The organism is Salinicoccus sp. CNSTN-B1 (assembly GCF_054792835.1).
Map to the genome: position 1 here is coordinate 1,889,095 of NZ_JBTWMN010000004.1, position 23,887 is coordinate 1,912,981.

General features: G+C 47.5%; 26 protein-coding genes and 6 pseudogenes. 7 read left to right on the plus strand and 25 right to left on the minus strand.

All coding sequences use genetic code 11. The annotated features are described in order from the left end of the window. Positions 1–51: 51 nt before the first annotated feature. The 14 genes and pseudogenes from ACYF68_RS11115 to ACYF68_RS11180 form a co-directional block, all read right to left on the minus strand. Positions 52–885, minus strand: coding sequence for a hypothetical protein (locus tag ACYF68_RS11115; RefSeq protein WP_461046884.1), 834 nt, complete (start codon positions 883–885; stop codon positions 52–54). Further along, positions 876–2,099, minus strand: a complete 1,224-nt coding sequence (locus tag ACYF68_RS11120; protein ID WP_461046886.1) for a lipopolysaccharide biosynthesis protein — start codon at positions 2,097–2,099, stop codon at positions 876–878. The genes ACYF68_RS11115 and ACYF68_RS11120 overlap by 10 nt, the downstream gene beginning before the upstream one ends. Further along, positions 2,089–3,934 (minus strand): annotated as a pseudogene (locus tag ACYF68_RS11125) (polysaccharide biosynthesis protein). Before ACYF68_RS11125 ends, ACYF68_RS11120 begins: the two are co-directional and overlap by 11 nt. A gap of 191 nt (positions 3,935–4,125) precedes the next feature. Continuing rightward, positions 4,126–4,835, minus strand: a pseudogene (locus ACYF68_RS11130) (CpsD/CapB family tyrosine-protein kinase). Positions 4,836–4,846: 11 nt separating this feature from the next. Further along, positions 4,847–5,518 carry a YveK family protein gene (locus ACYF68_RS11135; protein WP_461046888.1) on the minus strand — a complete coding sequence of 224 codons (672 nt, stop codon included), beginning with the start codon at positions 5,516–5,518 and terminating at the stop codon, positions 4,847–4,849. A gap of 54 nt (positions 5,519–5,572) precedes the next feature. Beyond that, positions 5,573–6,727 (minus strand): DegT/DnrJ/EryC1/StrS family aminotransferase, encoded by a 1,155-nt coding sequence (locus ACYF68_RS11140; protein WP_461046890.1) that lies wholly within the window; start codon positions 6,725–6,727, stop codon positions 5,573–5,575. A gap of 450 nt (positions 6,728–7,177) precedes the next feature. After that, the gene (locus ACYF68_RS11145; protein WP_461046892.1) at positions 7,178–8,080 is read right to left on the minus strand and encodes a D-ribose ABC transporter substrate-binding protein; all 903 of its coding nucleotides are present in this window, start codon (positions 8,078–8,080) and stop codon (positions 7,178–7,180) included. Positions 8,081–8,092: 12 nt separating this feature from the next. Continuing rightward, on the minus strand, positions 8,093–9,034 hold the full coding sequence (locus ACYF68_RS11150) for an ABC transporter permease (RefSeq protein ID WP_461046893.1): 942 nt from the start codon (positions 9,032–9,034) through the stop codon (positions 8,093–8,095). Further along, a pseudogene (locus ACYF68_RS11155) lies at positions 9,027–10,513 on the minus strand (sugar ABC transporter ATP-binding protein). The gene ACYF68_RS11150 and the pseudogene ACYF68_RS11155 overlap by 8 nt, the downstream one beginning before the upstream one ends. An 8-nt stretch (positions 10,514–10,521) precedes the next feature. Further along, on the minus strand, positions 10,522–10,902 hold the full coding sequence (rbsD, locus tag ACYF68_RS11160) for a D-ribose pyranase (RefSeq protein ID WP_461046895.1): 381 nt from the start codon (positions 10,900–10,902) through the stop codon (positions 10,522–10,524). Then, a pseudogene (gene rbsK, locus ACYF68_RS11165) lies at positions 10,895–11,775 on the minus strand (ribokinase). Before rbsK ends, rbsD begins: the two are co-directional and overlap by 8 nt. A 13-nt stretch (positions 11,776–11,788) precedes the next feature. Continuing rightward, positions 11,789–12,034 carry a substrate-binding domain-containing protein gene (locus tag ACYF68_RS11170; protein ID WP_461046897.1) on the minus strand — a complete coding sequence of 82 codons (246 nt, stop codon included), beginning with the start codon at positions 12,032–12,034 and terminating at the stop codon, positions 11,789–11,791. Further along, a complete protein-coding gene (locus ACYF68_RS11175) occupies positions 12,031–12,495 on the minus strand; it encodes a type 1 periplasmic-binding domain-containing protein (protein WP_461047604.1) in 465 nt (154 codons plus the stop codon). The genes ACYF68_RS11170 and ACYF68_RS11175 overlap by 4 nt, the downstream gene beginning before the upstream one ends. Further along, complete coding sequence (locus ACYF68_RS11180) at positions 12,459–12,734, minus strand: LacI family DNA-binding transcriptional regulator (protein ID WP_461046899.1); 276 nt, start codon at positions 12,732–12,734, stop codon at positions 12,459–12,461. Before ACYF68_RS11180 ends, ACYF68_RS11175 begins: the two co-directional genes overlap by 37 nt. Before the next feature lie 352 nt (positions 12,735–13,086). Between ACYF68_RS11180 and ACYF68_RS11185 the strand changes: the two are divergent. Further along, positions 13,087–13,386, plus strand: a pseudogene (locus ACYF68_RS11185) (IS30 family transposase); the annotation flags it as partial. Here ACYF68_RS11185 and ACYF68_RS11190 read toward each other — a convergent pair. The 5 genes from ACYF68_RS11190 to ACYF68_RS11210 all read right to left on the minus strand — a co-directional run bounded on the left by ACYF68_RS11190 (position 13,368) and on the right by ACYF68_RS11210 (position 16,502). Next, positions 13,368–14,150 carry an ABC transporter permease subunit gene (locus ACYF68_RS11190; protein ID WP_461046901.1) on the minus strand — a complete coding sequence of 261 codons (783 nt, stop codon included), beginning with the start codon at positions 14,148–14,150 and terminating at the stop codon, positions 13,368–13,370. The pseudogene ACYF68_RS11185 and the gene ACYF68_RS11190 overlap by 19 nt on opposite strands. Continuing rightward, on the minus strand, positions 14,143–14,868 hold the full coding sequence (locus tag ACYF68_RS11195) for an amino acid ABC transporter permease (RefSeq protein ID WP_461046903.1): 726 nt from the start codon (positions 14,866–14,868) through the stop codon (positions 14,143–14,145). Before ACYF68_RS11195 ends, ACYF68_RS11190 begins: the two co-directional genes overlap by 8 nt. Before the next feature lie 31 nt (positions 14,869–14,899). After that, positions 14,900–15,358 carry a type 2 periplasmic-binding domain-containing protein gene (locus tag ACYF68_RS11200; protein ID WP_461046905.1) on the minus strand — a complete coding sequence of 153 codons (459 nt, stop codon included), beginning with the start codon at positions 15,356–15,358 and terminating at the stop codon, positions 14,900–14,902. Further along, positions 15,358–15,678, minus strand: a complete 321-nt coding sequence (locus ACYF68_RS11205) for a transporter substrate-binding domain-containing protein (protein ID WP_461046907.1) — start codon at positions 15,676–15,678, stop codon at positions 15,358–15,360. Before ACYF68_RS11205 ends, ACYF68_RS11200 begins: the two co-directional genes overlap by 1 nt. 80 nt (positions 15,679–15,758) lie before the next feature. Then, entirely contained in the window at positions 15,759–16,502 is a 744-nt protein-coding gene (locus tag ACYF68_RS11210) for an amino acid ABC transporter ATP-binding protein (RefSeq protein ID WP_461046909.1), read from the minus strand. A gap of 189 nt (positions 16,503–16,691) precedes the next feature. Here ACYF68_RS11210 and ACYF68_RS11215 point away from each other — a divergent pair, with 189 nt between their 5' ends. The 5 genes from ACYF68_RS11215 to ACYF68_RS11235 all read left to right on the plus strand — a co-directional run bounded on the left by ACYF68_RS11215 (position 16,692) and on the right by ACYF68_RS11235 (position 19,999). Further along, positions 16,692–17,558 carry an acyl-CoA dehydrogenase family protein gene (locus ACYF68_RS11215; RefSeq protein WP_461046911.1) on the plus strand — a complete coding sequence of 289 codons (867 nt, stop codon included), beginning with the start codon at positions 16,692–16,694 and terminating at the stop codon, positions 17,556–17,558. Continuing rightward, positions 17,558–17,872, plus strand: a complete 315-nt coding sequence (locus ACYF68_RS11220) for an acyl-CoA dehydrogenase family protein (protein WP_461046913.1) — start codon at positions 17,558–17,560, stop codon at positions 17,870–17,872. The genes ACYF68_RS11215 and ACYF68_RS11220 overlap by 1 nt, the downstream gene beginning before the upstream one ends. A gap of 830 nt (positions 17,873–18,702) precedes the next feature. Continuing rightward, positions 18,703–18,924, plus strand: a complete 222-nt coding sequence (locus ACYF68_RS11225) for a hypothetical protein (RefSeq protein WP_461046915.1) — start codon at positions 18,703–18,705, stop codon at positions 18,922–18,924. Between the two features lie 187 nt (positions 18,925–19,111). Next, positions 19,112–19,579: a hypothetical protein gene (locus ACYF68_RS11230; protein ID WP_461046917.1), complete on the plus strand. Its 468-nt coding sequence runs from the start codon at positions 19,112–19,114 to the stop codon at positions 19,577–19,579. Between the two features lie 267 nt (positions 19,580–19,846). Continuing rightward, complete coding sequence (locus ACYF68_RS11235; protein WP_461046918.1) at positions 19,847–19,999, plus strand: hypothetical protein; 153 nt, start codon at positions 19,847–19,849, stop codon at positions 19,997–19,999. 130 nt (positions 20,000–20,129) lie between these two features. Here ACYF68_RS11235 and ACYF68_RS11240 read toward each other — a convergent pair. The 6 genes and pseudogenes from ACYF68_RS11240 to ACYF68_RS11265 form a co-directional block, all read right to left on the minus strand. After that, positions 20,130–20,342, minus strand: a pseudogene (locus ACYF68_RS11240) (hypothetical protein); the annotation flags it as partial. A 20-nt stretch (positions 20,343–20,362) separates the two neighbouring features. Next, positions 20,363–21,157: a tyrosine-protein phosphatase gene (locus ACYF68_RS11245; protein ID WP_461046919.1), complete on the minus strand. Its 795-nt coding sequence runs from the start codon at positions 21,155–21,157 to the stop codon at positions 20,363–20,365. Then, entirely contained in the window at positions 21,154–21,822 is a 669-nt protein-coding gene (locus ACYF68_RS11250) for a CpsD/CapB family tyrosine-protein kinase (protein WP_461047605.1), read from the minus strand. Before ACYF68_RS11250 ends, ACYF68_RS11245 begins: the two co-directional genes overlap by 4 nt. Before the next feature lie 156 nt (positions 21,823–21,978). Continuing rightward, positions 21,979–22,128 (minus strand): hypothetical protein, encoded by a 150-nt coding sequence (locus tag ACYF68_RS11255; protein WP_461046921.1) that lies wholly within the window; start codon positions 22,126–22,128, stop codon positions 21,979–21,981. 36 nt (positions 22,129–22,164) lie between these two features. Beyond that, on the minus strand, positions 22,165–22,356 hold the full coding sequence (locus tag ACYF68_RS11260; protein WP_461046923.1) for a hypothetical protein: 192 nt from the start codon (positions 22,354–22,356) through the stop codon (positions 22,165–22,167). A gap of 81 nt (positions 22,357–22,437) precedes the next feature. Further along, on the minus strand, positions 22,438–22,572 hold the full coding sequence (locus ACYF68_RS11265; RefSeq protein ID WP_461046925.1) for a Wzz/FepE/Etk N-terminal domain-containing protein: 135 nt from the start codon (positions 22,570–22,572) through the stop codon (positions 22,438–22,440). Between the two features lie 612 nt (positions 22,573–23,184). Between ACYF68_RS11265 and ACYF68_RS11270 the strand changes: the two genes are divergently transcribed. Next, positions 23,185–23,841, plus strand: a complete 657-nt coding sequence (locus ACYF68_RS11270) for a class A sortase (RefSeq protein ID WP_461046927.1) — start codon at positions 23,185–23,187, stop codon at positions 23,839–23,841. Positions 23,842–23,887 lie beyond the last annotated feature (46 nt).

A 23,887-nucleotide genomic window follows, 5' to 3' on the forward strand; every position in this document is an offset into this window, starting at 1 on the left:
GTCGATGTAAAGGCATCATAGACATCATCATTGTTCAATATCTGTTCGAATTTATTGAATATCGGCAGTCCCGACACGACGCCCGGGAAAATCAGGACATAGGCCGTCAGCACCGCAAATAAAGTAAATGGGACCACAGAAGTGACGGTGAACTTGAACGCGCGCCCGGAATGCTGATAGAATACAAAACCGAACAGGTAGCCGATCAGTATGCCGATGACCGCCGAGTGGAATGCCGCTCCAACCAGGACAAAAACGATGCTGAGCACTGCACCGGTCCGCTCTTTTTATGAACCACCTGACGAACCAGTAGAGCGAGAGGACCACCATCAGCGAAATGATGGATTCCCTGAGCAGTATGCTCGAAAAGATGAGCGAATGGGGAAAGAACGCCATTACCGCAACCAGTATGAATTGGGTGCGAGCGGGAACATCCAGCATCCTGAAGATCTGGATGGCCACCAGAATCGCCGTCATGGCGAACAGGACATTCAAGTATTGGAGGAACAGGCGGTCATCTCCATATATGTTCAGGATGACGCCGATCAGCTTCGAATAGGTCCCGCCATATACCGACTCGCCGAGCAGATCCATCTTTTCACTGATGAGCACGCCCATCTTATAGAAATTCTCCGTATCGTCACCGCTATGCGGAATCTCAGGCCCGCCGTCGGCCAAGTCGACCAGCAGCATACCAACCCGCACCAGGAACCCCAGAAAGAGTGGGATGATGAACTTTGTATATTGCATGAAGAGCACAAAATAAAATATGAGCATCGTCAGGATGATGAAAGAGAAGGTCAGGATATGGGTGTCTGCAAAGTGGTTCTGGAACAGATGACCCAATACCAGATAGATGAATGCGATCCCCCATATCAACAGCATGCGCCCGTCCTCCTATATCCCGACTTTATTTTCTGGTGCCAAAGCAATACGACGATCTGGCTGATGATTAAAATAGCGTTCGTGGCGATGGCGACGATGAACGCCCCGCTCAACCCGTAAGGGATGATCACTGCGATGGACAATATCACTGTAATGACCAGTGCTGCTCCCTGCAGCACAACCTGGATGTTGTACAGGTTGAAGATGCTGAGCGCCATTTCAAAGAGTTTCGAGTAGACCGTGAACATAAGCAGTATGCCGAGTAGCATCATTTCATGCTGATAGCCGAGGAACTGATCGCCGTAGACGAACACCAGTATCTCCTCGCCGTATGACAGGAGGATGAACTCACCTATCACAATCAGCACCAGAAACATCAAACACAGTTTGAAGAAGGCTCGGTAGAACGTCCGCAATCCGCGTTCGGCCTGCCTGACCAGGTCCGCCACGACACTTTCCTTTATTGCGACCACCACATTATTCGTAATCGTCGCAAAGTACATGATTGTCGCGAATATGCCGAGCGTCTCGACGCTGTGGTAATGTTCGATTACATATCTCGGTATGTTCGCAACGAGTGAATTGAGGACTTCGACGATCGACAGTCCAAAACCGAGCAGCAGTATGTTCCTCACTTCCTGCCACGTGATCGCATGCCTGCCCCTTGAAAATGTAAATCGCCGATCATAGAAGTAGTAGATCAGCATCTGCGACACAAGCAGGCTTGCGATCGAAGCGAGCAACGATTCGAACAGGAAAGTCGCAATTGCGAACAGCACGATGGTCACTATGCTCTTATAGATTTTGGAATAGGCTAAAAATATGATACGCGCTTCTGCGATGTTTTCTGTATGGATGAACTCTTCCTTGTTTTCATAGAATTTGAACAGCACGAAAATGAACAGTGCGGCACTCTCATACGTGTCCAGATCGATGAGGATGGTCAGAACGACGGCGGTTGCCAGGAATGCCAAGTTCGTCAACCTGCGGAACTGCCGGAAGACATCATAGTCATATGCCAGTCTGCGCTGCGTCGGCACCAGTACAGCAAGCATGAAGCGGCTGAACAATACCAGCGGCCCGAGGAGCGCGAGGTAGTACGAGAAGACGCCCACTTCATAGACGCCGAGCAGCCGGGTGATCAGGATAATCTGCATCCATTGGTTGAGTGCGAGCAGCAGGGTTCCCGCGATGTTCAATATTCTAGCGTGCATGTTCCGCCCCTATTTCTTCCGGAGCGGCATTTTCCTGTCTGATGAAGGAGAGTATGCTGTCCCGTACATCATCCTCATCAATGCTTAAGAAGGTTTTGATGTGTTCTTCGATGACACGCAATGACGATTCCGACACCCTGCCGCGGTAGATCTTCTCATAGACTTGTTCGGGATGGATTTCCTCCTTCTTCAGCAATTCCTCGTACAGCTTTTCGCCAGGTCTGATGCCGACAAATTCGATCCCGATCTCTTCTTCTGTAAACCCGCACAACCGGATCATGTTCCTGGCAAGATCGACAATTTTGACGGGATCCCCCATATCGAGGACGAACACTTCGCCGCCCCCGGCTATCATACTCGCCTGGATGACGAGACGGGACGCTTCCGGAATGGTCATGAAGTAGCGCGTCATGCGGGGATCCGTCACCGTAACCGGCCCACCTGCCTGGATCTGCTTCTTGAATTTCGGAACGACCGACCCCCGGCTGCCGAGGACGTTGCCGAACCGCACGGCGACCAGTGTCGTCTCCTCGCAGCCCTTGTCCAATGCCTGCACGATCATCTCCGCCATCCGCTTGGTCGCCCCCATGACATTCGGCGGGTTGACGGCTTTGTCCGTCGAGATCATGACGAATTTCTTCGTCTTGAAATGGCAGGCCGCCTCAGCGGTGTTCTTCGTCCCGACCACATTATTCCGCACGGCTTCCTGCGCATTGTACTCCATCATGGGGACATGCTTATGTGCGGCGGCATGGTAGACAATGTCCGGCTGGTATTTGCTGAAGACTTCAAAGATGCGTTTTTTATTCTGGATATCGGCGATGATCGGCACGTAACCGATATCGTCATCCTTGTTCTCGAGCATCTCCTCGAGTATGGTATAGATGCTGTTCTCCCCGTGTCCGAGCAATAGTATCTGCCGTGGCTGGAAGCGGGAAATCTGCCTGACGATCTCAGACCCGATGCTGCCGCCGGCACCGGTAACCAGCACCGTCCTGTCGGTGACCTGTTCGCTGATGCCCTCAATATCGAGTTCGACCGGTTCCCGGCCGAGCAGATCTTCCACCTGAACTTCTCGCAGTGCACTGACTTCGAGCCGCCCGGATAACACATCCTCGATATTTGGCATGGTCAGGATGTCGATATCGTCCACTTTCGCCAAATCATGAATTTTTTTAAGCTCCTCTTTCTTCAAGGAAGGGACGGCGATGACCACTTTCCGGATATCGTATTTCCGGATGAGCCGCTCCATATCTTCCCGAGCTCCTTCCACGCGCACGCCGCCAACAAGTTCGATATTTTCTTGAGTGGGTCATCATCCACAATGACGACCGGATTCAATCCCATGGCTGGTGTATCTAGCATCTGCCTGATCAGGATTGCACCGCCCTGCCCGGCTCCGAATATGAGCGTACGGGCCATTTCCGGACTGTGCGACTTCCGGCCGTTGAGTTGATGGTAGACAATCCTCGAAAACAACCTCGATCCCCGATCAGTATGAGATGCATCATCCAAGTGATGAGCATGAGCCGCATGAACCGCATATCGAACAGCAGCCAGATCATCAGACTCGTTACCGCGAGAGACGCTGTAACAGCCTCGGTGATTGATATCAACTCCCTGACACTCGCGTGTGCCCATGCCCTATGGTAAAGATTGAAGATGTAGGCGAATAGATGATGGCTGACCAGCAATATGGCTGCGGTCACACCCAACACCATCAATGAATATTCGGAAAAGAAGGGCATGAGGATGTAGTAGCCGATGAACACCGAAAAGGTGACGATCAGCGAATCGATGAAAAGGAAGAAAAAGTAGCGTTTCCTTGCACCCATAAATATCCTCTTCTTTCTGATTGTAGATACTCCTTTAGACGCAATTCCCATTATCCAATGTTCAATTTCCCTTTAAACAGGCATCTGCCACTCCCCTATAGACAGATACTGTCACCCTCATATGAAAAAAAGCCCAATCATACGTCGACGTAAGCGATTGGGCAGCAGTGTACAAACTGTAGTATCACATTTCATTCTTCAGATGTCCCATAGTAATAGTATTGGCCATCTTTAGTTGATTTTATATCTCGGTTGTTAAGGACGACGCCGATGATATTGGCGTCAGCCTTGTTCAGAAGGTTCTTCGCTTCCTTAAGTTCGTTGCGGTTGTTGTTTTCGACATTTGTCACGAGCAGCACACCGTCTGCCTTCTGGCTTAGCATCTGGCCGTCGGTCACAGCGAGAAGCGGTGGCGAATCGATGATGATCATCCCGTAATGCATGGAAATCTCATTCATGAAATGATTCATGCGCTGTGATGCCAGAAGTTCGGACGGATTCGGCGGAATTGGGCCGACGTAATCAAATCCAACTGCTCGAACTGTGTCTGCTTGACGACCTCTTCAAGCGGCACATCGTTGACTACGGCAGTCGACAAACCAGTCTGATTCGTCACCTCGAATGTGTAATGGCTGGTCGGCCGCCTTAGATCCGCGTCCAGCAGCAAAGTCTTGATCCCGGTCTGGGCATAGGCCACCGCAATGTTCACCGCAACCGTCGATTTCCCGGATTCTGGTGTCGCCGAGGTGCATAGTACAGATTTGATGGGAACATCGATGCTCGAATACATGATGTTCGTGCGTATCGTCCGGAACTGTTCGCTGGCCGCGGCGTATGGTTTAGTGGCAATGATGATGTTGCGGGGCGCCCGGCTTTCTTTAAGACGTTTCCTTTTACTCATACATGCCTCCCCTAATCTTCAAATTTTTCGATGGACCCTATAACAGGAAGGTTCAAAGCCCGTTCAACGTCCTCTTCATCCCTGACCGATTTATCGAGGAATGATTTGGCAAAGGCAAGCGACAACCCGATCAGCAGTCCGATTACGATGCCGATCGTGATGTTGATGACAGGCTGCGGAGAGAAGGGTGGTGTATCCGCTTCCATAACTGCCGGCGAAAGGATTGATACATTATCCACGTTCATCACTTCCACTGCCCGATCCTGGAAGACCGTAGCCACTTCATTCGCAATCCTTTCCGCACCTTCAGGCGACCCATCCGTGGCCGTCACTGCCAGTACCTGCGACTGGTCCTGGTTGCTTACATCAATCTGCCCTGCGAGTTCCGGTACTTCCTGTTCGAGTTCCAGGTTGCCGATCACTTCCTCCAAAGTACCGCGGTCCAAAATGATATCCCGGTACGTGTGGACGAGCTGCAGGCTTGTCTGGATGTTTTCATTGTCGATCACCGTGTCTTCCGGCTGGCTGACCAACACTTGCGTCTTTGCTTCATACTGTGGTGGAATCAGAAAAAAAGTGACAAGAGCCGCAATGATGCCAAGGGACAGCGTCCACAATATGATCGATGTCCGATTCTGTTTAATGATTTCTAACACCTTTTCAAGATTGACAGACTCTTCCATGTTATCCCACCTTGGAAATCATTTATTTATGAAGCAACCGTAATTGATGATGCATCAGGCACGAATTCTACACGCATGGAGATGTTCCCTCAACAGGGTCGTGACCCGGTCCATCTCCTCCTCTGTCATCTTCGTGTCGGATGGTAGACATATTCCATTTTCAAACAAATATTTCGCGTTGTCGCCTTCAGCACTGAAGTACATCGCATCTTTGTAGAGCGGCTGCATATGAAGCGGCTTCCATACTGCCCGTGCTTCAATGTTGTGATCTTCAAGGTATTCGATCACCTCGCCTGGCGTCACTTCGATTTTTTTCGGATCCATCACGAGTGTAGACAACCATCTTGTATGATAGGCGTCTTCCATCTCAGGCATGAACTCGATGCCATTGATGTCACCCAACTCTTCCACATACTTGTCGAAAATTGCCCTTTTTTGCTCAATCCGTTTTTCCAACACTTCCATCTGACCGCGACCAATACCGGCACATACATTGCTCATCCGGTAGTTGTAGCCTACCGTTTCATGCTGGTAATGGGCCGCTTTTTCTTTACTCTGAGTGGCCTTCTTAAGTGCATCACCAATCAATGCTTTGTTGTCTGACAGCAACATGCCACCACCTGAAGTGGTAATGATCTTATTCCCGTTAAAAGAAAGCACGCCAAAAACACCGAAAGTGCCGCTCATCTTCCCCTTGTACAAGGCACCCAAAGATTCAGCCGCATCTTCGATTACAGACACATTAAACCGTTCACAAATATCACAGATTTCGTCCATACGCGCTGATTGACCATACAAATTGACCACCACGACTGCCTTAGGCGTCTTACCCTGCATTTTGTAGTACCTTAACGCCTTCTCCAATGCTTTCGGACACATGTTCCAGCTGTCCATCTCAGAATCGATGAATGCTGGTTTCGCCCCCAGATACAAGATGGGGTTTGCGCTTGCCACAAATGTGAGCGAAGAACACAGAACTATATCGCCCTGTCCCACACCGAGCACATCCAGTGCTAGGTGAACCGCACCTGTGCCACTCGCCAGGGCACACGTTGCCCGTGCCCCTGTAAAATTCCTGACGGCCTCCTCAAAAAGTATGATGTTCTCTCCTGCCGGTGCAACCCAGTTCAGTCTGAATGCTTCGCGAACGTAATGCTGTTCCGTGCCACCCATATGCGGTGACGCCAGAAGAATTCTGCGTTGAGACATCGCTTAGCCACCTCTCCCTTAATTGAAACCCTTTCCTCTCTGTCCACCCAGACAGTAATGAAACAATTCTTCTATATGGTGTTTACCAAGATGTCATCTATTAGATTGAAAATGTAAACCCGGCATTATGGCAATGATCCTTAAACCACTACTTCACCGGCGCTAAAGATCCAGGATATGAAGACCTCTTACAATCCATCTCCTTCGTCTCTGCATGCGCCAAGAGGATCATTACAGTAGGATAAACCCAGTAATATTCTTAATATTCTGTTATTTAAATTGTTTAATTTTCCCAATTATATCACATATTCTTAAAATATGTAATATTACTTTCAATTTTTATTTTTAAAACACGCCTCTTGTGCCTTCCATCCCTTTGCATCATTGGCTTTCCCTTTTAAAAAATGCATAAAAAAACAGGAGCTGCACTGACAGCTCCCTTCATCAAACCTATTCCTGCTTTTCCAGCGTCAATTCCACTTTAATCTCCTCTTCTACTGCTTCTCCCGCAATCAGTTTTTCAACGGTTTCAACAGCCGTCTCCCCCATCAGATCGGGCTGCTGGGCGACTGTCGCATCGAGACCCCCGTTCTTCACGGAATTCAGCGCATCCTCAGATCCGTCAAATCCAACGACCAAGACATCATCCGGTGCCGCTTCGACGGCACCGAGCGCCATTTCATCGTTATGCGAGAAGATCGCTTCTATATCCGGGTTCGCCTGGAGGATGTTCTGTGTGACGTTCAACCCTTCCGATCTGTTGAAGTTCGCGGTCTGGCTCGTCACCACATCGAGGGAATCTTCTGCAACGTTCGTAAAGCCTTCGCCGCGTTCACGTGTGGCACTAGCGCCCGGCACCCCTTCAAGCTCTGCAACCTTGGCACCTTCACCAAGCTGGTCGACGATGAACTCGGCACCCATTTCGCCGCCCGTCACATTATCGGACGCGATGAAAGCTGCTACTTCGCCGCTTTCCACCGAACGGTCAAGCGTTATCACAGGAATATCTGAACCATTGGCTGACTCCACCGAACTGGAGATGGCTGCAGAATCGGTCGGGTTGACCACCAGATAATCGATGCTTTGCTGCATCAAGTCGGCAATATCATTGACCTGCTTGGCGGAATCATCCTGTGCGTCCACCACTTTCACTTCATAGCCCTTTTCTTCTGCCGCTGCTTCGATGCCGTCCTTCAATGTCACAAAGAACGGATTGTTCAAGGTTGAGACGCTGACACCAATGACGACGCCATCATCTCCTGAACCACCGCCGCTCTGACTCCACGCCGGTGGCTCCATGGAACAGCCTGCGGTGAATATTAACAGGCTCAGGAACAACAGTACTCTTTTCATCTATAAACACCCCTATTTATTTTTCCTATCGATCAGTACCGCAATGACGATGACCAGACCTTTGATGATCTGCTGGTAGAACGACGAAACGCCAACCAGATTGAGTCCGTTATTGAGCACCCCGATGATCAGTACCCCAATCAGTGTACCGACGATGCGCCCCTTACCACCCATCAGTGATGTCCCACCGAGTACGACTGCAGCGATGGCATCGAGTTCATATGTCTCACCGGCAGTCGGTTGGGCTGAATCAAGTCTAGAAGCGAGGATGATGCCTGCAAGTGCTGACATCAATCCGGATAATGCGTAGATCATGATTTTCCTGCGGTTCACTTTGATACCGGAGAGTGCAGCAGCAGTTTCATTGCCGCCGATGGCATATGTCTCCCTGCCGAATACTGTGCGATTCAAGATGATGTAAAGTATGACGAATGTGATAAGCATCGTCACTGCCGGCACCGGAATGCCGAAGAAGTAGCCTTTGCCGAACAGCTGGAACATCAGGCTGTCGCCGAGTCCAGTAATCGGATTGCCATCCGTCACTACAAGCGTCGCGCCACGGTATATCGTCATCGTCGCCAGTGTGGCGATGAACGGCGCCATGCCCCCTGCTGTGACAAGAAGGCCGTTGACTGCACCCGCAATCAGACCAACGACGCAGCCGAGCAGCATCGCAAACATCGGATCGACGCCTGACGTGATGATCAACGCCGTCATCGCACTTGAGAATGCCAGTATTGAACCGACACTCAAGTCGATGCCACCTGTCAGGATGACGAACGTCATGCCGAAGGCAATCAAACCATTAATCGATACTTGGCGCAGCAAGTTCAACAAGTTGTCCGGAGATAGGAACTGCTGGTTCATGATGGTGATGACGACGACAAGCAGCGTCAACCCCACTATCGGCAGGAACCGATCTATCATAGTGTTCAATGTGAGTTTGCTATTCATCCAATTGTCCCCCTGTAGCCAGTGTCATGATATTTTCCTGATTGATTCTACTTTTATCCAAAATGCCGCGGAGCCGTCCTTCCTGCATCACGGCCACCCTGTCGGATAGGCCGATGACTTCAGGCATCTCTGATGAAATGAGGATGATCGACATGCCGCGCTCCGTCAGCTCGTTGATCAGGTGATAAATTTCGCGTTTCGCCCCACATCGATGCCCCGCGTCGGCTCATCGAGTATCAGTATTTTCGGCTGGCTGCCGATCCACTTGCCGATGACGACCTTCTGCTGGTTCCCGCCCGAGAGGTCGCCGACAATCGATTTCTTCTCCGATTTGATGTTCATCCGTTTGATCATCAAGTCCGAAAAATTATCCTCGTCCTTACGCTTCATGAAGCCGCCCTTTGAAAAGCTCTGCATCGATGGCATCGTCATATTGTCGACCAGGCTGAAGTCCAATATCAACCCTTCGCTTTTACGGTTTTCCGTAATGAATCCGAAGCCATGTCCGATGGCATCAGTTGGCCTATCGATCTTCACCCGCCTGCCTTCAACTTCAACTTCCTTGGTCCCCGGGTCCACGCCGAACAGCGTCCGCATGACTTCAGTCCGTCCGGCGCCCATCAGACCTGCAAACCCGAGTATTTCGCCTTTATGCAGCTGGAAGCTGACATCCTGGACACGATGCATCTTGTTTTCAAGATGTTTGACGTCGAGCACCACTTCATCAGAAATATCATGCGATCGGTCCGGAAACTGGTCATCCAGATCCCTGCCGACCATCGCTCGGACGATCTGGTTGTAGTTCGTTTCTTCCGTCCGGCTGTACAGAACGCTCTGACCATCGCGCAGCACAGTGATTTCATCAGAGATCTTCGCTATCTCCTCCATCCGGTGGGATATGTAGACGATGGACACGCCACTTTCCCTAAGGTCATCGATGATGTCAAAAAGCACTTCAATTTCCCTGTCCGTCAAAGCCGCTGTCGGCTCATCCATGATCAGCACCTTCGTGTCCATCATCAACGCTTTGGCGATTTCGATCATCTGCTGCTGACCGACGGAGCAATCGCCCGCCCGTCTGTTAAGGTTGATGTTGAATTTCAGGCGTCCGAAGACCGCCTCCGCCTTGCGCCGCATCAGCTTATTATCAAGCAAGCCGAACTTCGTATGTTCATTGCCAATGAACAGATTTTCCAACACCGTCAGTTCAGGCCAGATGTTCAGTTCCTGGTGGATGAAGACGATGCCCGCCTTCTCCGCGTCCTTCAGGCTGTTGTATCTTACTTCCGTACCGTCACGGATGATTCTACCCTGGTCGTAAGTGTGCACTCCTGATAGGATCTTCATCAACGTCGATTTACCGGCGCCATTCTCCCCCATAAGTGCATGGACGGTCGCGTCCTTCAGCTCAAAGTCCACCCCGAGGAGTACCTTGTTGGCACCAAAGGCCTTGTGTATATTTTTCATCTCTATCATCATCAAACCTCCTAGAAGAAAACATTGCTGTAGAGTATGACATTGGCGAACGGCGTCGTTTCCCCTGTCCTGATCACTGCTTTGGCGCCTGTGCACAATTGTTTCAACGCTTCATGCGAAACCTGTTCTGATGGAATGCCGCTATCTAGCACTTGCTTTACTCCCGCATCCGTCACCTCATTTGCAAACACTTGACGCTCCACATACATGCTGTCGGTCAACAGCTTATATGTCTCTTCGAACGATGGTGTGCCGGCTTTAAGGGCGATATCGATTCGCTTTACTCCGTCAGGGATCGGCAGTCCACAGTCCGCGATGACGATGTAATCCCCATGCCCCAGTGTACTGAGCACTTTCGAAATTTCGCTGTTTAAGACGACCGACTTATACATGATCCATCGCCTCCTGCCATTCTTTCAAAGTCGGGATGCCGCCTTGGGCACCCATTGCACGAATCGATAATGATGCCGCCATGTTCGCACTGCGTATGGCTGCGCTAAGATTCAGGCCCTTGACCAGAAATGCAGCCAACGCGCCATTGAATGTATCACCTGCACCGGTCGTATCCACAGGTGTCGTCTTAAATGAAGATACATGCACTTCTCTTTCACCGTCATGGTACAGACACCCTTGCGCGCCCCTTGTGACGATCAGCTGATTCGGGTGCTTCATGACCGCACTGGAGATATCATCTCCGAAAAGGGCATTGCATTCCAGTTCGTTTGGTGTGATGAGTGTACATTTCTCAAGGTACCCAATCTCAATTGGGATGAAAGGCGCCGGGTTGTAGATGACCTTGATACCCTTCTCATGGCAGAAGTCGATGACATGCTTAATTGTCTCGACAGGAATTTCATTCTGCAGCATGACGTATTCAGCCTGTTCCAGAAGAGGATGCGACTGCACCAGCACTTCTGGTGTCAACAGCCCGTTCGTACCCGGTACTACGATGATTGAGTTGTCGTTGTCATAGATGTTGATGTGTGCCGTACCACTGGACTTTTCTGTAAACGTTTCCACATTTCCACAAAAAATAGAATTCTGCTCCAGATTCGCCTTCAATTTCTCCCGAAACCATCATCACCGATGGCGCCGACAAATGCCGTTTCAGCTTCAAGCCGCGCTGCGGCAACTGCTTGATTCGCACCCTTACCGCCGAATGCGGTACTGAAGTCCGTGCCTAAAATCGTCTCCCCTTTATAGGGCATCCGCTCAGCCTGGACAATGAAATCCGTCGATAGACTGCCAACTACTACGATATCCATTCTTTCCACTCCTTTATGTACTTTGCCTTTTGATTAGTTCTACATCCAGCACCTGGCTTGGGACTGGTTTACCTTTATTAATGTCCATAAGCATCCTGAAGGCATTTCTACCGAGTTCGTAGATGGGCTGCCTAATCGTCGTCAGGCTTGGATATACGTATTCCGAAAAATCCAAGTTGTCATACCCGATGACTTTTACTGAATCAGGAACCATTATATCAAGCGACTGCAATTTATTCAGTACCTTGTATGCAGTCACATCATTGGGCAGATGATCCCGTTGAATTTGGTGAAAACATCTGAATCGCCGCCATCAAGCAACCTTCCCAAATGCATGTAACCCACTGCCTCATACTCAATTCCATGCGTTTCCAGCATTTCAACCGCTCCAACAGAACGGTCATTAAAGGAACTGTACTCCTCATGTCCTTTTATGATGAGCACTTTATCCGCGCCCTGCTCGATTAGATGCATGGCTTGAAGCCGACCGCCTTTCAAGTTGTCCGCTTCAATGGAGGGGAGCTCTTCAGCCACCCGGTCCAACAGGATGAGAGGCCGACTATCCGAATATGTTTTACGTCCAACCGACCACGTGGCAGAAATGATGCCGGCACAGTTGTTCTGGCGGAAAATCTCCAAGTACTTCGATTCCTTATCCACATCATGATCCGTATTACCGATGATTACACGATGATCATTTTTAATCGCCTCATCTTCAATCCCCGAATCACTTTCGGGAAGTAAGGGTTCGTAATATCAGGCACCAGCACACCAACAACATTCGAGCGGCTCGTGTTTAATGCTCGCGCCACCTCGTTCGGTTTATAATTCAACCGCTTTGCCGCCTCAAACACCCGCTGCCGCACATCCGGACTCGCATATCCCGATCCGTTCAACGCACGTGATATCGTCGCCACAGACACACCAACCTCTTTAGCCAAGTCTTTGATTGTCACCATTTTCGCATCACCTGTGTAAACGTTTACATATATTCTACCACAGAATAGGCGGGATGCGATATTAAATTTATATATTATTGCTGACTGTATAATTAATTTTATTATATAAGTGGGGTTGGTTGGTGGTGTAGGCCTGGCAAGCTCGTTGGAAATCGTTCTACTTTAAATCAATTGTCTTTATAAATAAGAAGGAATAAAGTATTTTGATTTTCTTGATGGGATAAATACTTACCGTTCAGAATGAGCAGCCCCTCATAAGTTAGATTTTGAGTTCAATTTATAGTATAGCCTATTCAGAACTTTTTGAATGTTATAGTGGTAATAAAATTGGTAGATTAATCAGATATACTGAAATTTGTTCAAATCCATCACCTTCGACTGTGGCAAAGAGTTCTACAACTGGCAGTCAATGAGCAACCGGAATGATCTGTCCATCTACTTTGCCGATCCTGGGACACCGTCTCAACGGGGGCTGAATGAACATTCCAATGGAGTGCTCAGGAGAGATGGACTGCCCAAAAACATGGATTTCAAAACGGTCGACCAAACTTTTATCTCATCTGTTGCCGCAAGAAGAAACCACATACCGAGAAAATCATTGAACTATCGTACGCCGTTGGAAGTCTTTTTGAGTTACATGGGTGATAAGTAACTGTCTAGCTTATTTTGACAAACGAAAATCACAAAAAAGAACCGGAGCTTTCGCTCCAGTCCCCTCTTTCTACGCATACCCTCTCCGCATCCTGTTCTCCAACTTATCGATGACGTACGTAAGCAGGACACAGATGCCCCAGTACACAAGTGCAGCGGCGACGAAGGCTTCCAGATAGCTGAAGCTCTGTGCCCGACGAGCCTTGCTTGGGCGAAGATGTCGACGACGGTCACGAGGAAGGCGAGTGACAGCGCCTTGATGATGATCAGGAATGCATTCATCGTATCGGGCAGTGCCTCCATCATGATCTGTGGAATGATGACTTTCCTCAACACTTGGGTCGTGCTGTAGCCGAGCGACTGTGCGGCTTCTATCTGATCTTTATCCAATGAATGCAGCGCGCCCCTGATGATTTCGGACTGGAAGACGGAGTAGCAGATGCTGAACGTCACGATGACGACGGCTGTGGAATTCAGACTTGTCGGGTCGAAGGTGACATTGAACAGCCCGAGGAACCATGCAAGCACGAGCGGCAATGAATAATAGACCAGGTAGAGGAGCACGACATTCGGTGTACCGCGCAGAAATGACTGCAGAACCCCGATGACCTGCTTCACCACCGGTATGTTCAAACTCTGGATGTATGTGATCATGGCACCCAGCGTGAAGGAAAGGACAAGGATGACGAGCGCCAGGAGCAGCGTCTTCGGAACGACTTTGAGGATTTCGATGAAGCTTTCGAAAACGGTGACGATATCAAACACTGTAGCCCGCCTCCTTTTCCTTCAGTTCGTAGCCGGTCCTCTTCAGCACCCGTTTCTTCCTGCGTTCGAGCAGCCTGATGATCTGCTCGGAAATCATGGAGATGCCCCAGTAGATGAGCGCCACCGTCAGGAAGACTTCCACCTGCTTCATGCCGAATGTATCCCCGCTCATGATCGTCGCCATCCCCATGATGTCCACGACACCGATGGCGAAGACGAGGGAACTGTCATGGATGAGGTGGATCATCGCATTGCCGAGACCTGGCAGTGCAATCGGCCCCATCTGCGGGATGATGACCCGCTTCATCTTCTGGAACGGCGTATAGCCGAGGCTTTCGGCCGCTTCATGCTGGCCTTTATCGATCGCCAGATAAGCCGGCCTCAACACTTCCGACATGTATGCTCCGTTGAAGAAGATCAGGCAGACTGTCGCTGCGGTGATGGGACCGATGTTCCTGATGTCGAATCCGAGCAGCTGAAGCAGCACTGGCAGCCCGAAGAAGAACAGGAAGAGCTGCAGCAGTATCGGTGTACTCCGGGTGAATGATATGTAGGCCCCGAACAGCTGGCTCAGGGCAGGAATCCTCCTGATCCGTGCCGCCGCAACAGGAATGCTGAGCAGAAATCCGAATACAGCGGAGAGTACGACGATCAGAATCGTTATGGGGATCACAGACAGGAACTGTGGAAATATCTCCAGCATATATTGTACATCCATGATTACCCCTCCTCTTCATTCATTGCCATTTCTACTCTTCGTACTGCAGTATGTCTTCACCGTAGAATTCATTGGACAGTTCCGACACGGCACCTTCTTCCTTCAGTTCAGCAAGCGCTTCGCTGACCTTATCACGCAGTTCAACATTCTCTTCTGAATCATGGATCAGGAAGTATGTCGGGTTGATTTCCACCGGTTCCGTCACATGGATGTCGAGACCCGCCTCTTCAATGATCTCCTGCTGGCCAAGGTTGGATGGGTGGACGAGCGCATCATACACGCCATCATTCACTTCCTGTAGGCGGTCGGATGTCGGAATGCCGCCGTCCGATGTATCGAACTCGATCTGGTTGTCCGGATGCTCCTCATTGTAGCCGTTCAGCAGATTGAAGACGCCGCCTGTCGGTGTGACCGGCACGACGTTCTTGCCCTGCAGGTCGTCGAGACTTTCAATTTCACCTTCCTGGTCGCCTGTCGCAAATATCTTCATCAGGCTCGGACCATTGCTTTCGTCGGCACCAGATAGCTCTCCTCCCTTTCCGGAGACAAGATCAACCCTTGGGCGAGCATGTCATACTGGCCGGTATCGAGTCCGATTTCACCCGCACTGTCGCTTGCACCTTCCATATTGAATTCATAGCCCTCAAGTTTTTCGTCTATGGCACGCAGCAGTTCGGGTTCATAGCCTGTCAGCTCCCCGTCGTCACCGACATAGCTCAGCGGACGGGAGGATGAAGATACCGCCACTTCCACTGTCCTGACCTCGCCGCTCTCTTCAGCACCCTCTGCACTCTCTTCTTCCCGCCGCATGCCGCGAGCACCAGCAGCACTGCTGCAAATGAAATTGATAAAAGTAACCTTTTCATGATATGTATGCCTCCTTATGATTTTTAATGGGTCGTCGTATAGAACTTGCTTAGAAACTGCTGGGTCCGCGCGTTTTCGGAATGGTTGAATATCTCCTTCGGCGGCCCTTCTTCGGCCACCCTGCCCTGATCCATGAAGATGACACGGTCGGATATGTCTTTGGCGAATGACATCTCGTGTGTCACGAGGATGATTGTCATGCCCGAATCCGCGACTTCACCGATCGCCTTCAGCACCTCGCCGACCAGCTCGGGGTCGAGTGCTGAAGTCGGTTCATCGAAAAGGATCACTTCCGGCTCCACAGCCAAGGCACGTGCGATGCTCACCCGCTGCTGCTGACCGCCCGAGAGCTGATGCGGATATGCATCCGCCTTCCCTTCGAGGCCCACCCGCACGAGTTCCTCCATGCTCTTGTCATGTGCCACCTGCTTCGGTTTCTTCTGGACCACGATCTGGGCATCCATGACATTCTCGAGCACCGTCTTGTTCTTGAACAGGTTGTACTGTTGGAATACCATCGCCGTCTTCCGTCTAAGGTTGAGCGTCTCCTTCTTCGTGATTGATGAGAAATCATACGTATCGCCACCGAGGGTGATGCGGCCGCCCTCCGGCTTCTCGAGCAGGTTGATGCACCTGAGCAGGCTCGTCTTCCCCGTCCCACTCGGCCCGATGAATGTAATCACCTCACCCTTCTTGACTTCAAGGCTGATATCATCAAGCACCTTATGCTCGCCGAAGGACAAGTCCAGATTCTCTATGTTCAGCACATGACACACCTTCTTCCATTATGTAATCAGAAAATTGAAATGATACGATTCATTATAACTATTATTCCCGACTTGTCAACTAGGAATTTAAGATGTAATATTGCACTTTTCTATTGAAAAAGAATATGTTTGGTGGAATAATGAAATGGTTATGACGGTACATATAGAATTGAGGAGAGGAGCATCACTTTGAAGACATTAAATGAACTTGATATGAATGAACGCTTCCAGCTGATGGAGGAAACCGCGAAGAATTTCAGCGGGACTTCTCAGCAGCACGATGAGGACGTCACCTTCCCCTTCGAGAATTTCGAAGCGTTGAAGGATATCGGCTATCCACAGCTGTCGATCCCATCGGAATATGGTGGAGGCGGCATCTCACTGCGTGAACTGATGAAACACCAGGAGATCATCGCAAAATATGACGGGGCCACCGCCCTGTCCATCGGATGGCATATGGGCATCATCATGGACCTCGGGGAGAAGAGGGCATGGGATGACGCGAAGTACAGGAAAGTCGTCCAGGATGTGATCGAGAACGGTGCACTCATCAACAACCTGGCCACCGAACCCGCGACAGGCAGCCCGACACGCGGCGGCAGGCCGGAGACCACGGCGCGGAAAGAAGGCGGCAAATGGATCCTGAACGGCAGGAAGACCTTCGCCACACTCTCGCCGATATTGAAGTACGGCGTCGTCAGTGCTGCGATCGAAGGCAGCGATGAAGTCGGAAACTTCCTCGTCGACAGTAATTTGAAGGGTGTCCGTGTCGATGAGACTTGGAACTCCGTCGCCATGCGTGCAAGCGGCAGCCATGACTTCATCATGGAGGATGTGCACGTACAGGAGGAGGACCTCGTCTCCTACCGCACACTCGGCAAGAAGGACCCCGCCGGATGGCTGCTACACATCCCGGCGTGCTATCTCGGCATTGCACGCGCCGCCCAGGATGCGGCACTCGAATTCGCCACCACCTACTCCCCAACAGCATCAAGGGCACCATCTCCGAGCTGCCGAACGTCCAGGAGAAGCTTGGACGCATCGAGATGCTGCTGATGGAATCGGAGCACTTCCTCTATTCCGTCGCCAGGCAGTGGGATGAAAGCGATGAAGAAGAAAGAAGCAGGATGGGCAGCGAACTCGGTGCCGTCAAGACATCCATCGTCAACAAGGCCGTCGACGCCGTCGACCTCGCCATGCGCGTCGTCGGCGCGAAGAGCCTGTCAGCAGACAGCGAACTTCAGCGTTACTACAGGAATGTGCGAGCAGGCCTTCACAACCCGCCGATGGATGACATGGTCATCATCGGCCTCGCCAAGAGCTCCATTGGCAGGGTTGGAAATAAGCAGAATGAAAAGCAAAAGATATAGACATGAAAAGGAGAAGATCAGCCGATCTTCTCCTTTTCCTATATATTATTATACTGTCTGTACCATCTCTTTGAGTACACCATCCGAAATCTCGTAGACGCGGTCACAATACTTCAGCATGCGTTCATCATGGGTTGTAAATGGCAGTATTAAAATGTAGGAAAGGGCATGCGGACAAATTCTTAGACCAAATTGGTTAGGAGGCAGTCGATGTATGCTTCTTTTTCAATTCCTTATGCACATAGCGCCAGTCTTCCTCGACGAACCCGCGTCCTTTCGGTGTCTGGGACGGAACAGATGCGATTTTAGCCATGCATTGGTCATTTCATCTGTCAGTACGGTGATCTCTCTTTCTTTTGCTCGGTGAATCACTTTACTGACCGTCTGTCTTGAGCTCCCGATGGATGCACTGATGGTCCGCTGGCTCACCCCTCTCTCATAGAGCACTAGTATTTTCTGATACTGAATCACATCAAAAAACCTCCTGTATAATGATGTCACACCATAGGTGTGCGCAATCATTATACAGGAGGCGCTGATATATTATTCACCGTGGCACCATACTTCTGCACTGGGTGGCTCAAATGGAATGCAATATTCACATTAAAATCTCAATTTGTACCCGTCATCTTTGATGGATTCAGTGTTATCATGAAATTCTCTCATGCAATTTCATTCCTTTATTGAGTGTCATGGTTAACTTTCAATGTAATATGAAATTCACATGACGTTTTTTGTATCAAAGGTGGTAAGTTCATTATAAAATCCACCATTAATTGAATTGTTTAATCTGTTTTCTGATTTTAATTATGAGAAGGGAGAAATTAATTATGCCAAACAATATTTATGATGAGTTTGAAAAATTTAGTATTGAGACCTGGGAAAAGATTACTTCTATTACTCCTTTAACAACGTACATGAAGATTAATGAAGAAGGATTTACTTTGGATTTAGTTTATACGGCCAATAGAATAGATAGAACTTTTGTACTTTTAGATGGGAATGTACAAGATCAAGAGCCAGTAACAGGTGCAGATTTTTTTGGAATATAAGATGTAATGGGGAAGAACATAAGTTAGCGATACAAGCAAAAAGAAGCATGAAACCCAAATCCAATTATAAAGGCATTAAGAACAGAATTGGGAACGTAACACAAATTGATAGACTTATTGAATGTGCCGACAGTATAGACTATGAACCATATTATTTTTTTATAATGGTTATTTTGATGAAACGGTAGTGAATGAACAAGAATATCTACACACAGATTATGTGTACAGAGATGATTACCATAACGGTAACGCTAATTTAAATAAACTTGGTTGCACTGTATTGGGCGCAGAATATGTTAATCAAATAGACATGGATGGGCCCCGCTTTGACAGAGTTACTCAAGAATTAAATACTCGTTCTCTACAGCAATTCTTTAGAGAATTATGTCCTCCATGTACGCTTGATAGATTGATGATCTACGGAACACTAGATGATAGAGATGATGGGGATGATAGTTCAAAAAATTTCTTATTTAAGAAAATTAAGGATGGGTTCTTTGTTATGAGTTCGGAGGTATACTCTGTTGATGATAATGTTATTAGTGAAGCGGTTGAACAATATAAAAAAATCAAGATTATAACTGATGAGTTAAATGCAGAATCCATTGGAAAGAAATATAGCGTACCTCATGCCATTGTATTTACTAACTATTAAACATTAATATATTGAATAAATTTGAACCTTTAATAATATTTTAAAGGGCTTGTCAAGGGTAATGTAAATAACAGTTATAAAATGTAGGAAACCGGCAATTTAAAGTTGTTGGTTTACCTACATTTTTTAGTATGCTTCTCTTATCCGGAAGGAAGGAGACAGATGGATGAGAGCAGACATACGCGAAGGAGTGAGACGTTACGTGAATGACGACATCAAACCCAATTCGCTGCACTGGCCCGACAGTACAACTTTGACTATCGAACGATGAAGACAGTGTATGAGGCGGCAAGACATCCCCAACCCGAAAGGCAACGAAAAAGGAAACGAAGCAAACTGGATACATATGCAGAGATTATCGACTCGAAACTGGAACTCCAATGCAGCGCCTACAGTATCTACACCTTCATCCGCAAGTAGGGTTATGATGGCAGCTATAGCCTCGTCAAGCAGTACTGCCGGAAGACCCAGCAGGAAAAACAGAAGAAGGCGACCATCTGGGTGAACTATTCCCCGGCCTGGCGGGCCAGGTGGACTGGAAGGAGGATATGACACTGGCGTACTCCCACGCACGATGGTAAAGGTTGAAAACATATGCAAAGATATGGTGACTGATAAGTAGAATGATGGAGGTATTGATCAATGCTGAGATATTATACTGCAAGAATAATGGCGCCAAAATATAATATCCGACAAATACTGAAAACGTGACAATTATTGAATCAATTATGAGAAGAAGTATATACCGACCCTTTGCTCCCATACGTACACTTCACTTTCCTATTAAAATAATCCAAAGAATTTTTTCTTGTGTTTCGTTTTGCTTTGATTGTAATGAGTTTTAATTGGTTTTGGTTGCCTTACCCGTACATCTTTATTTAACAGGATTGACGTGGCATTAGACTGCAGTAATTGGGTGTACTCTTTCCCAAGTTCTTCTTCGATGATTTCATACGCTTCCTTTAAACGGAATGGCCTGAGTTCCGCATGATGTGCGTCGCTCGCTAAGATATGAACGAGGTTGTTTTTAATCATTTTTAAAGCAGTTTGCTTTAGGTTTTCTCCCAGATCTCCAGTAATCGAACCAGCTGTTACTTGAGAAATTGCGCCTTTTTCGATGAGGCTGAAAAGAATCTCTGGCTTCCTAATGATTGGCTTGCAGCGTTCAGGGTGGGCAATCAACGGCGTATAGCCATTCATCTGAAGATCATACAACAATGGTTCTACATAGTTCGGCACTTCATTAAATGAGAGTTCGATTAGTACATACCTTGATTCGTTAAGCGTGATATTGATATCCGATTTGAACTCTTCAAGCATGTTGCCATTCACCCGAATTTCCTGTCCCGGATGGACTCTGATATCTAACTGATGGTTCTGGATAACTTTGTTTATTTCATCCAATTTTTCTAAAACTTTACTTCTAGGGGTAACAAAATCCCTATTATGATGGTGGGGCGTGGTGATGATATCCGTGATGCCACTATCAGCTGCCTGCTTAAGCAAGGACACCGCTTCTGCTTCATTCTGTGGACCATCATCAACATCGATCAAAATATGGTTGTGTACATCAATCATTGTTTATCATCATTCCTATAATAATAGTAGTAAGCATCATGCTTCGTATTGGTCTTTTTGTTGTTCATGACTACACCGATGATGTTGGCCTCCGCCTTCTTGCGAAGGTTTTTACCTTCCGACAAGTGGGCCCCATTATTGGCTTCTATGTCCGTCACCATAATGGTAATATCGGCAAGCTTGCTCAACACTTGTGCATCAGTGACAACAAGCAATGGTGGGCTGTCTATCAAAATAATATCATAATGGGCTGTAGTCATCTTCAGTAAGTATTTCATCTTATTCAAAGAAAGGGATTCTGACGGTTCGGCGGAATCGAACTTGGAAGTGATGGGGTTATGATTTTCGATTTGTATTTCTTTTATAATCAATTCTATCGTGCTGTCATTGACGACTGCAGTTGATAGTCCCAACTGATTTGTTGTCTCGAATGTATAGTGCATCGTTGGGTGTCTGAGATCAGCATCGACAAGCAGTGTGTGCTTACCGGACTGGGCGTAGACGATTGCGGTGTTAGCCGCTACCGTAGATTTGCCTGCTCCCGGTGTGGCAGAGGTGAAAAGGACCGTCTTCATCTCTTTATCTATGATGGAGTACATGATGTTGGTACGGATGATGCGGAACTGTTCATTGACCCAATATTTCGGCCAGGTTTCTACACCCAGTTCACACTGCCCTGAGGCACATCAAGTTTCTCTTTTTAAACATATTATATACTCCCTCCTTTTCTGTTTTTCATTCTGCTTGAAGTATGCCACTGTGCCGAGTACTAGCAGTTCAAGATGACCTTGAATTCCCTCTTCAACGCGAATTCTTTTATCCTAGAATGCTCTTAGGAAGGCAATGCCACGTCTAAGCAATCCATCAAGTATCAAGCCGATCGCGGTATTGATGAGTGGTTGCGGTGATACTGAAGATGGATTATCGCCGACATCCACAGGCGCTAGTATCGCGACGTCGTCGGCGCTCATGAGGTCTGCTACACGCTCTTGGAAGACTGAGCCAATTTAGTTGGCAATCGTTTCAGCGTCCTCCACGTTTTCGTTAGTTACCGTTACAGTAACCACTTGCGACTGATCTTGAATATTGACCGTAATCTGGTCCGCCAATGCACTTGTAAACTGTTTTAGTTTAAGGTTTACGACGATGTTATCGAGCACGATCGGACTTTTGATGATACACCTATATGTATTGATCAATTGGAGACTCGTCTGAATGTCCAGATTGTTGACAAGGCTTTATTACTCCTTGGATTGACTGACGAGGATCTGAATATTTGCTTAGTACCGGGGTGTCATCAAGAACAATGTCACCAATGCTGCGAGGGCAGCGAACAGTACAAAAAGAATGACGATCAATGCCAGATCCTTTTTGATAACTTCTAAAATATCTTCCAAATGCAATGTTTCTTCCATGATTGTCTTCAGAAAAATGAGTCATTATCTTTGCATAATAACATGATTTAGTATATGCCCTTACAATGTACAACTATAACAGCTATAGACGCTTTTTACATTTTTTTAAAATTGTTTCTAATTAAAATATATTATTGCATCGCTATTTCATATACACATACATTTAGATAAGATTTGTTTCACTATCATCTTGATTAATTGTCTGAATGTTTCTTCAGTTATTTAAGAATCAATATTTATTATTCGTTATAAGATGAGTTCAATCGGTAGTTTTTATTGTATCTATACAACACTCATTCATGAAATATAACTATGATCAATGCGAAAAAGAACTGTCTAGATTATTTTGACAAACGAAATTATGAAAGTCTTATGATATCTCTGGTTTTTCATAGCTAACCTTTTGATAAGTTGTTATGATAAAAAAAACTACATTAAACTAAATTTAGAATTATTGCTCACTACTAAAAAATTTGAAATGTTATACAGTTAAAGACCAACACTTACAAAAGCCTCTTTATCATTGCTTAGAATCAGGTCATACATACTAAGAACCATAAGATTTTTCAGGTTTTAAAAATACAATTCAAATCATTTAACCCAAGGAGATATATGATGAAATTAGTGATGAGAATAACTGGAATAGTATTTATCACCGCAGCCATTGTTTTATTTTTCTGGCAGGATATACGCGAGTATTTTACCGACAGAGTAAATGATCGAGTGATAGAAGCCTTTGAAAATGATAGTACCGATGTTAATGTCAACCCAGTCGAAAGTTTCATTACAGGAATTGAGCCATACACGGACGCAGAGGTAATTGAAAACAACGAGTCATCACAAAACATCAATCTAAATGATGATATGGCAGGCATTTTAAATATAGAAAGTGCGGATATTAGTGAGCCATTGTATTATGGAGAAGTAACTGACACAAAACTACGCAACGGCATTTCACTTGTCCATGAAGAAGATCATCTGAATATGCAGAACCTGCCCATCGCTGGTCACCGGGTAGAAGGTGCAGGCATTCGCTTTAACTACTTGGATCGTGTCGAAATTGGTGACTCCATCGAACTGGTTACACGAGAAGAAGTGAAGGAATATAAGATTACAGATATATTTGATGTCGACCCTTCACAAGTTGAAGTCATGGATCAAACGGAAGATACACCTCAGGAACTGACGTTAATTACATGTGATGAATACAACCCGGAAACATTATTGTTCGAAGAGAGAATGATTGTTAAAGCTCAAATTGTTGAATAATGTGATATGTGAGAAGGACAAAATATCAGATCCAAGCAGTCATCGA

Coding starts and splice junctions, on each gene's coding strand:
- ACYF68_RS11225 (WP_461046915.1), top strand. CDS start 18,703: ATGCCAAACAATATTTATGATGAGTTTGAAAAATTTAGTATTGAGACC.
- ACYF68_RS11245 (WP_461046919.1), bottom strand. CDS start 21,157: ATGATTGATGTACACAACCATATTTTGATCGATGTTGATGATGGTCCA.
- ACYF68_RS11235 (WP_461046918.1), top strand. CDS start 19,847: ATGAAGACAGTGTATGAGGCGGCAAGACATCCCCAACCCGAAAGGCAA.
- ACYF68_RS11220 (WP_461046913.1), top strand. CDS start 17,558: ATGGAATCGGAGCACTTCCTCTATTCCGTCGCCAGGCAGTGGGATGAA.
- ACYF68_RS11200 (WP_461046905.1), bottom strand. CDS start 15,358: ATGAAGATATTTGCGACAGGCGACCAGGAAGGTGAAATTGAAAGTCTC.
- ACYF68_RS11150 (WP_461046893.1), bottom strand. CDS start 9,034: ATGAATAGCAAACTCACATTGAACACTATGATAGATCGGTTCCTGCCG.
- ACYF68_RS11135 (WP_461046888.1), bottom strand. CDS start 5,518: ATGGAAGAGTCTGTCAATCTTGAAAAGGTGTTAGAAATCATTAAACAG.
- ACYF68_RS11265 (WP_461046925.1), bottom strand. CDS start 22,572: ATGGAAGAAACATTGCATTTGGAAGATATTTTAGAAGTTATCAAAAAG.
- ACYF68_RS11140 (WP_461046890.1), bottom strand. CDS start 6,727: ATGTCTCAACGCAGAATTCTTCTGGCGTCACCGCATATGGGTGGCACG.
- ACYF68_RS11180 (WP_461046899.1), bottom strand. CDS start 12,734: ATGGTGACAATCAAAGACTTGGCTAAAGAGGTTGGTGTGTCTGTGGCG.
- ACYF68_RS11120 (WP_461046886.1), bottom strand. CDS start 2,099: ATGCACGCTAGAATATTGAACATCGCGGGAACCCTGCTGCTCGCACTC.
- ACYF68_RS11115 (WP_461046884.1), bottom strand. CDS start 885: ATGCTGTTGATATGGGGGATCGCATTCATCTATCTGGTATTGGGTCAT.
- rbsD (WP_461046895.1), bottom strand. CDS start 10,902: ATGTATAAGTCGGTCGTCTTAAACAGCGAAATTTCGAAAGTGCTCAGT.
- ACYF68_RS11195 (WP_461046903.1), bottom strand. CDS start 14,868: ATGGATGTACAATATATGCTGGAGATATTTCCACAGTTCCTGTCTGTG.
- ACYF68_RS11270 (WP_461046927.1), top strand. CDS start 23,185: ATGATGAAATTAGTGATGAGAATAACTGGAATAGTATTTATCACCGCA.
- ACYF68_RS11145 (WP_461046892.1), bottom strand. CDS start 8,080: ATGAAAAGAGTACTGTTGTTCCTGAGCCTGTTAATATTCACCGCAGGC.
- ACYF68_RS11255 (WP_461046921.1), bottom strand. CDS start 22,128: ATGAGCGCCGACGACGTCGCGATACTAGCGCCTGTGGATGTCGGCGAT.
- ACYF68_RS11205 (WP_461046907.1), bottom strand. CDS start 15,678: ATGCGGCGGGAAGAAGAGAGTGCAGAGGGTGCTGAAGAGAGCGGCGAG.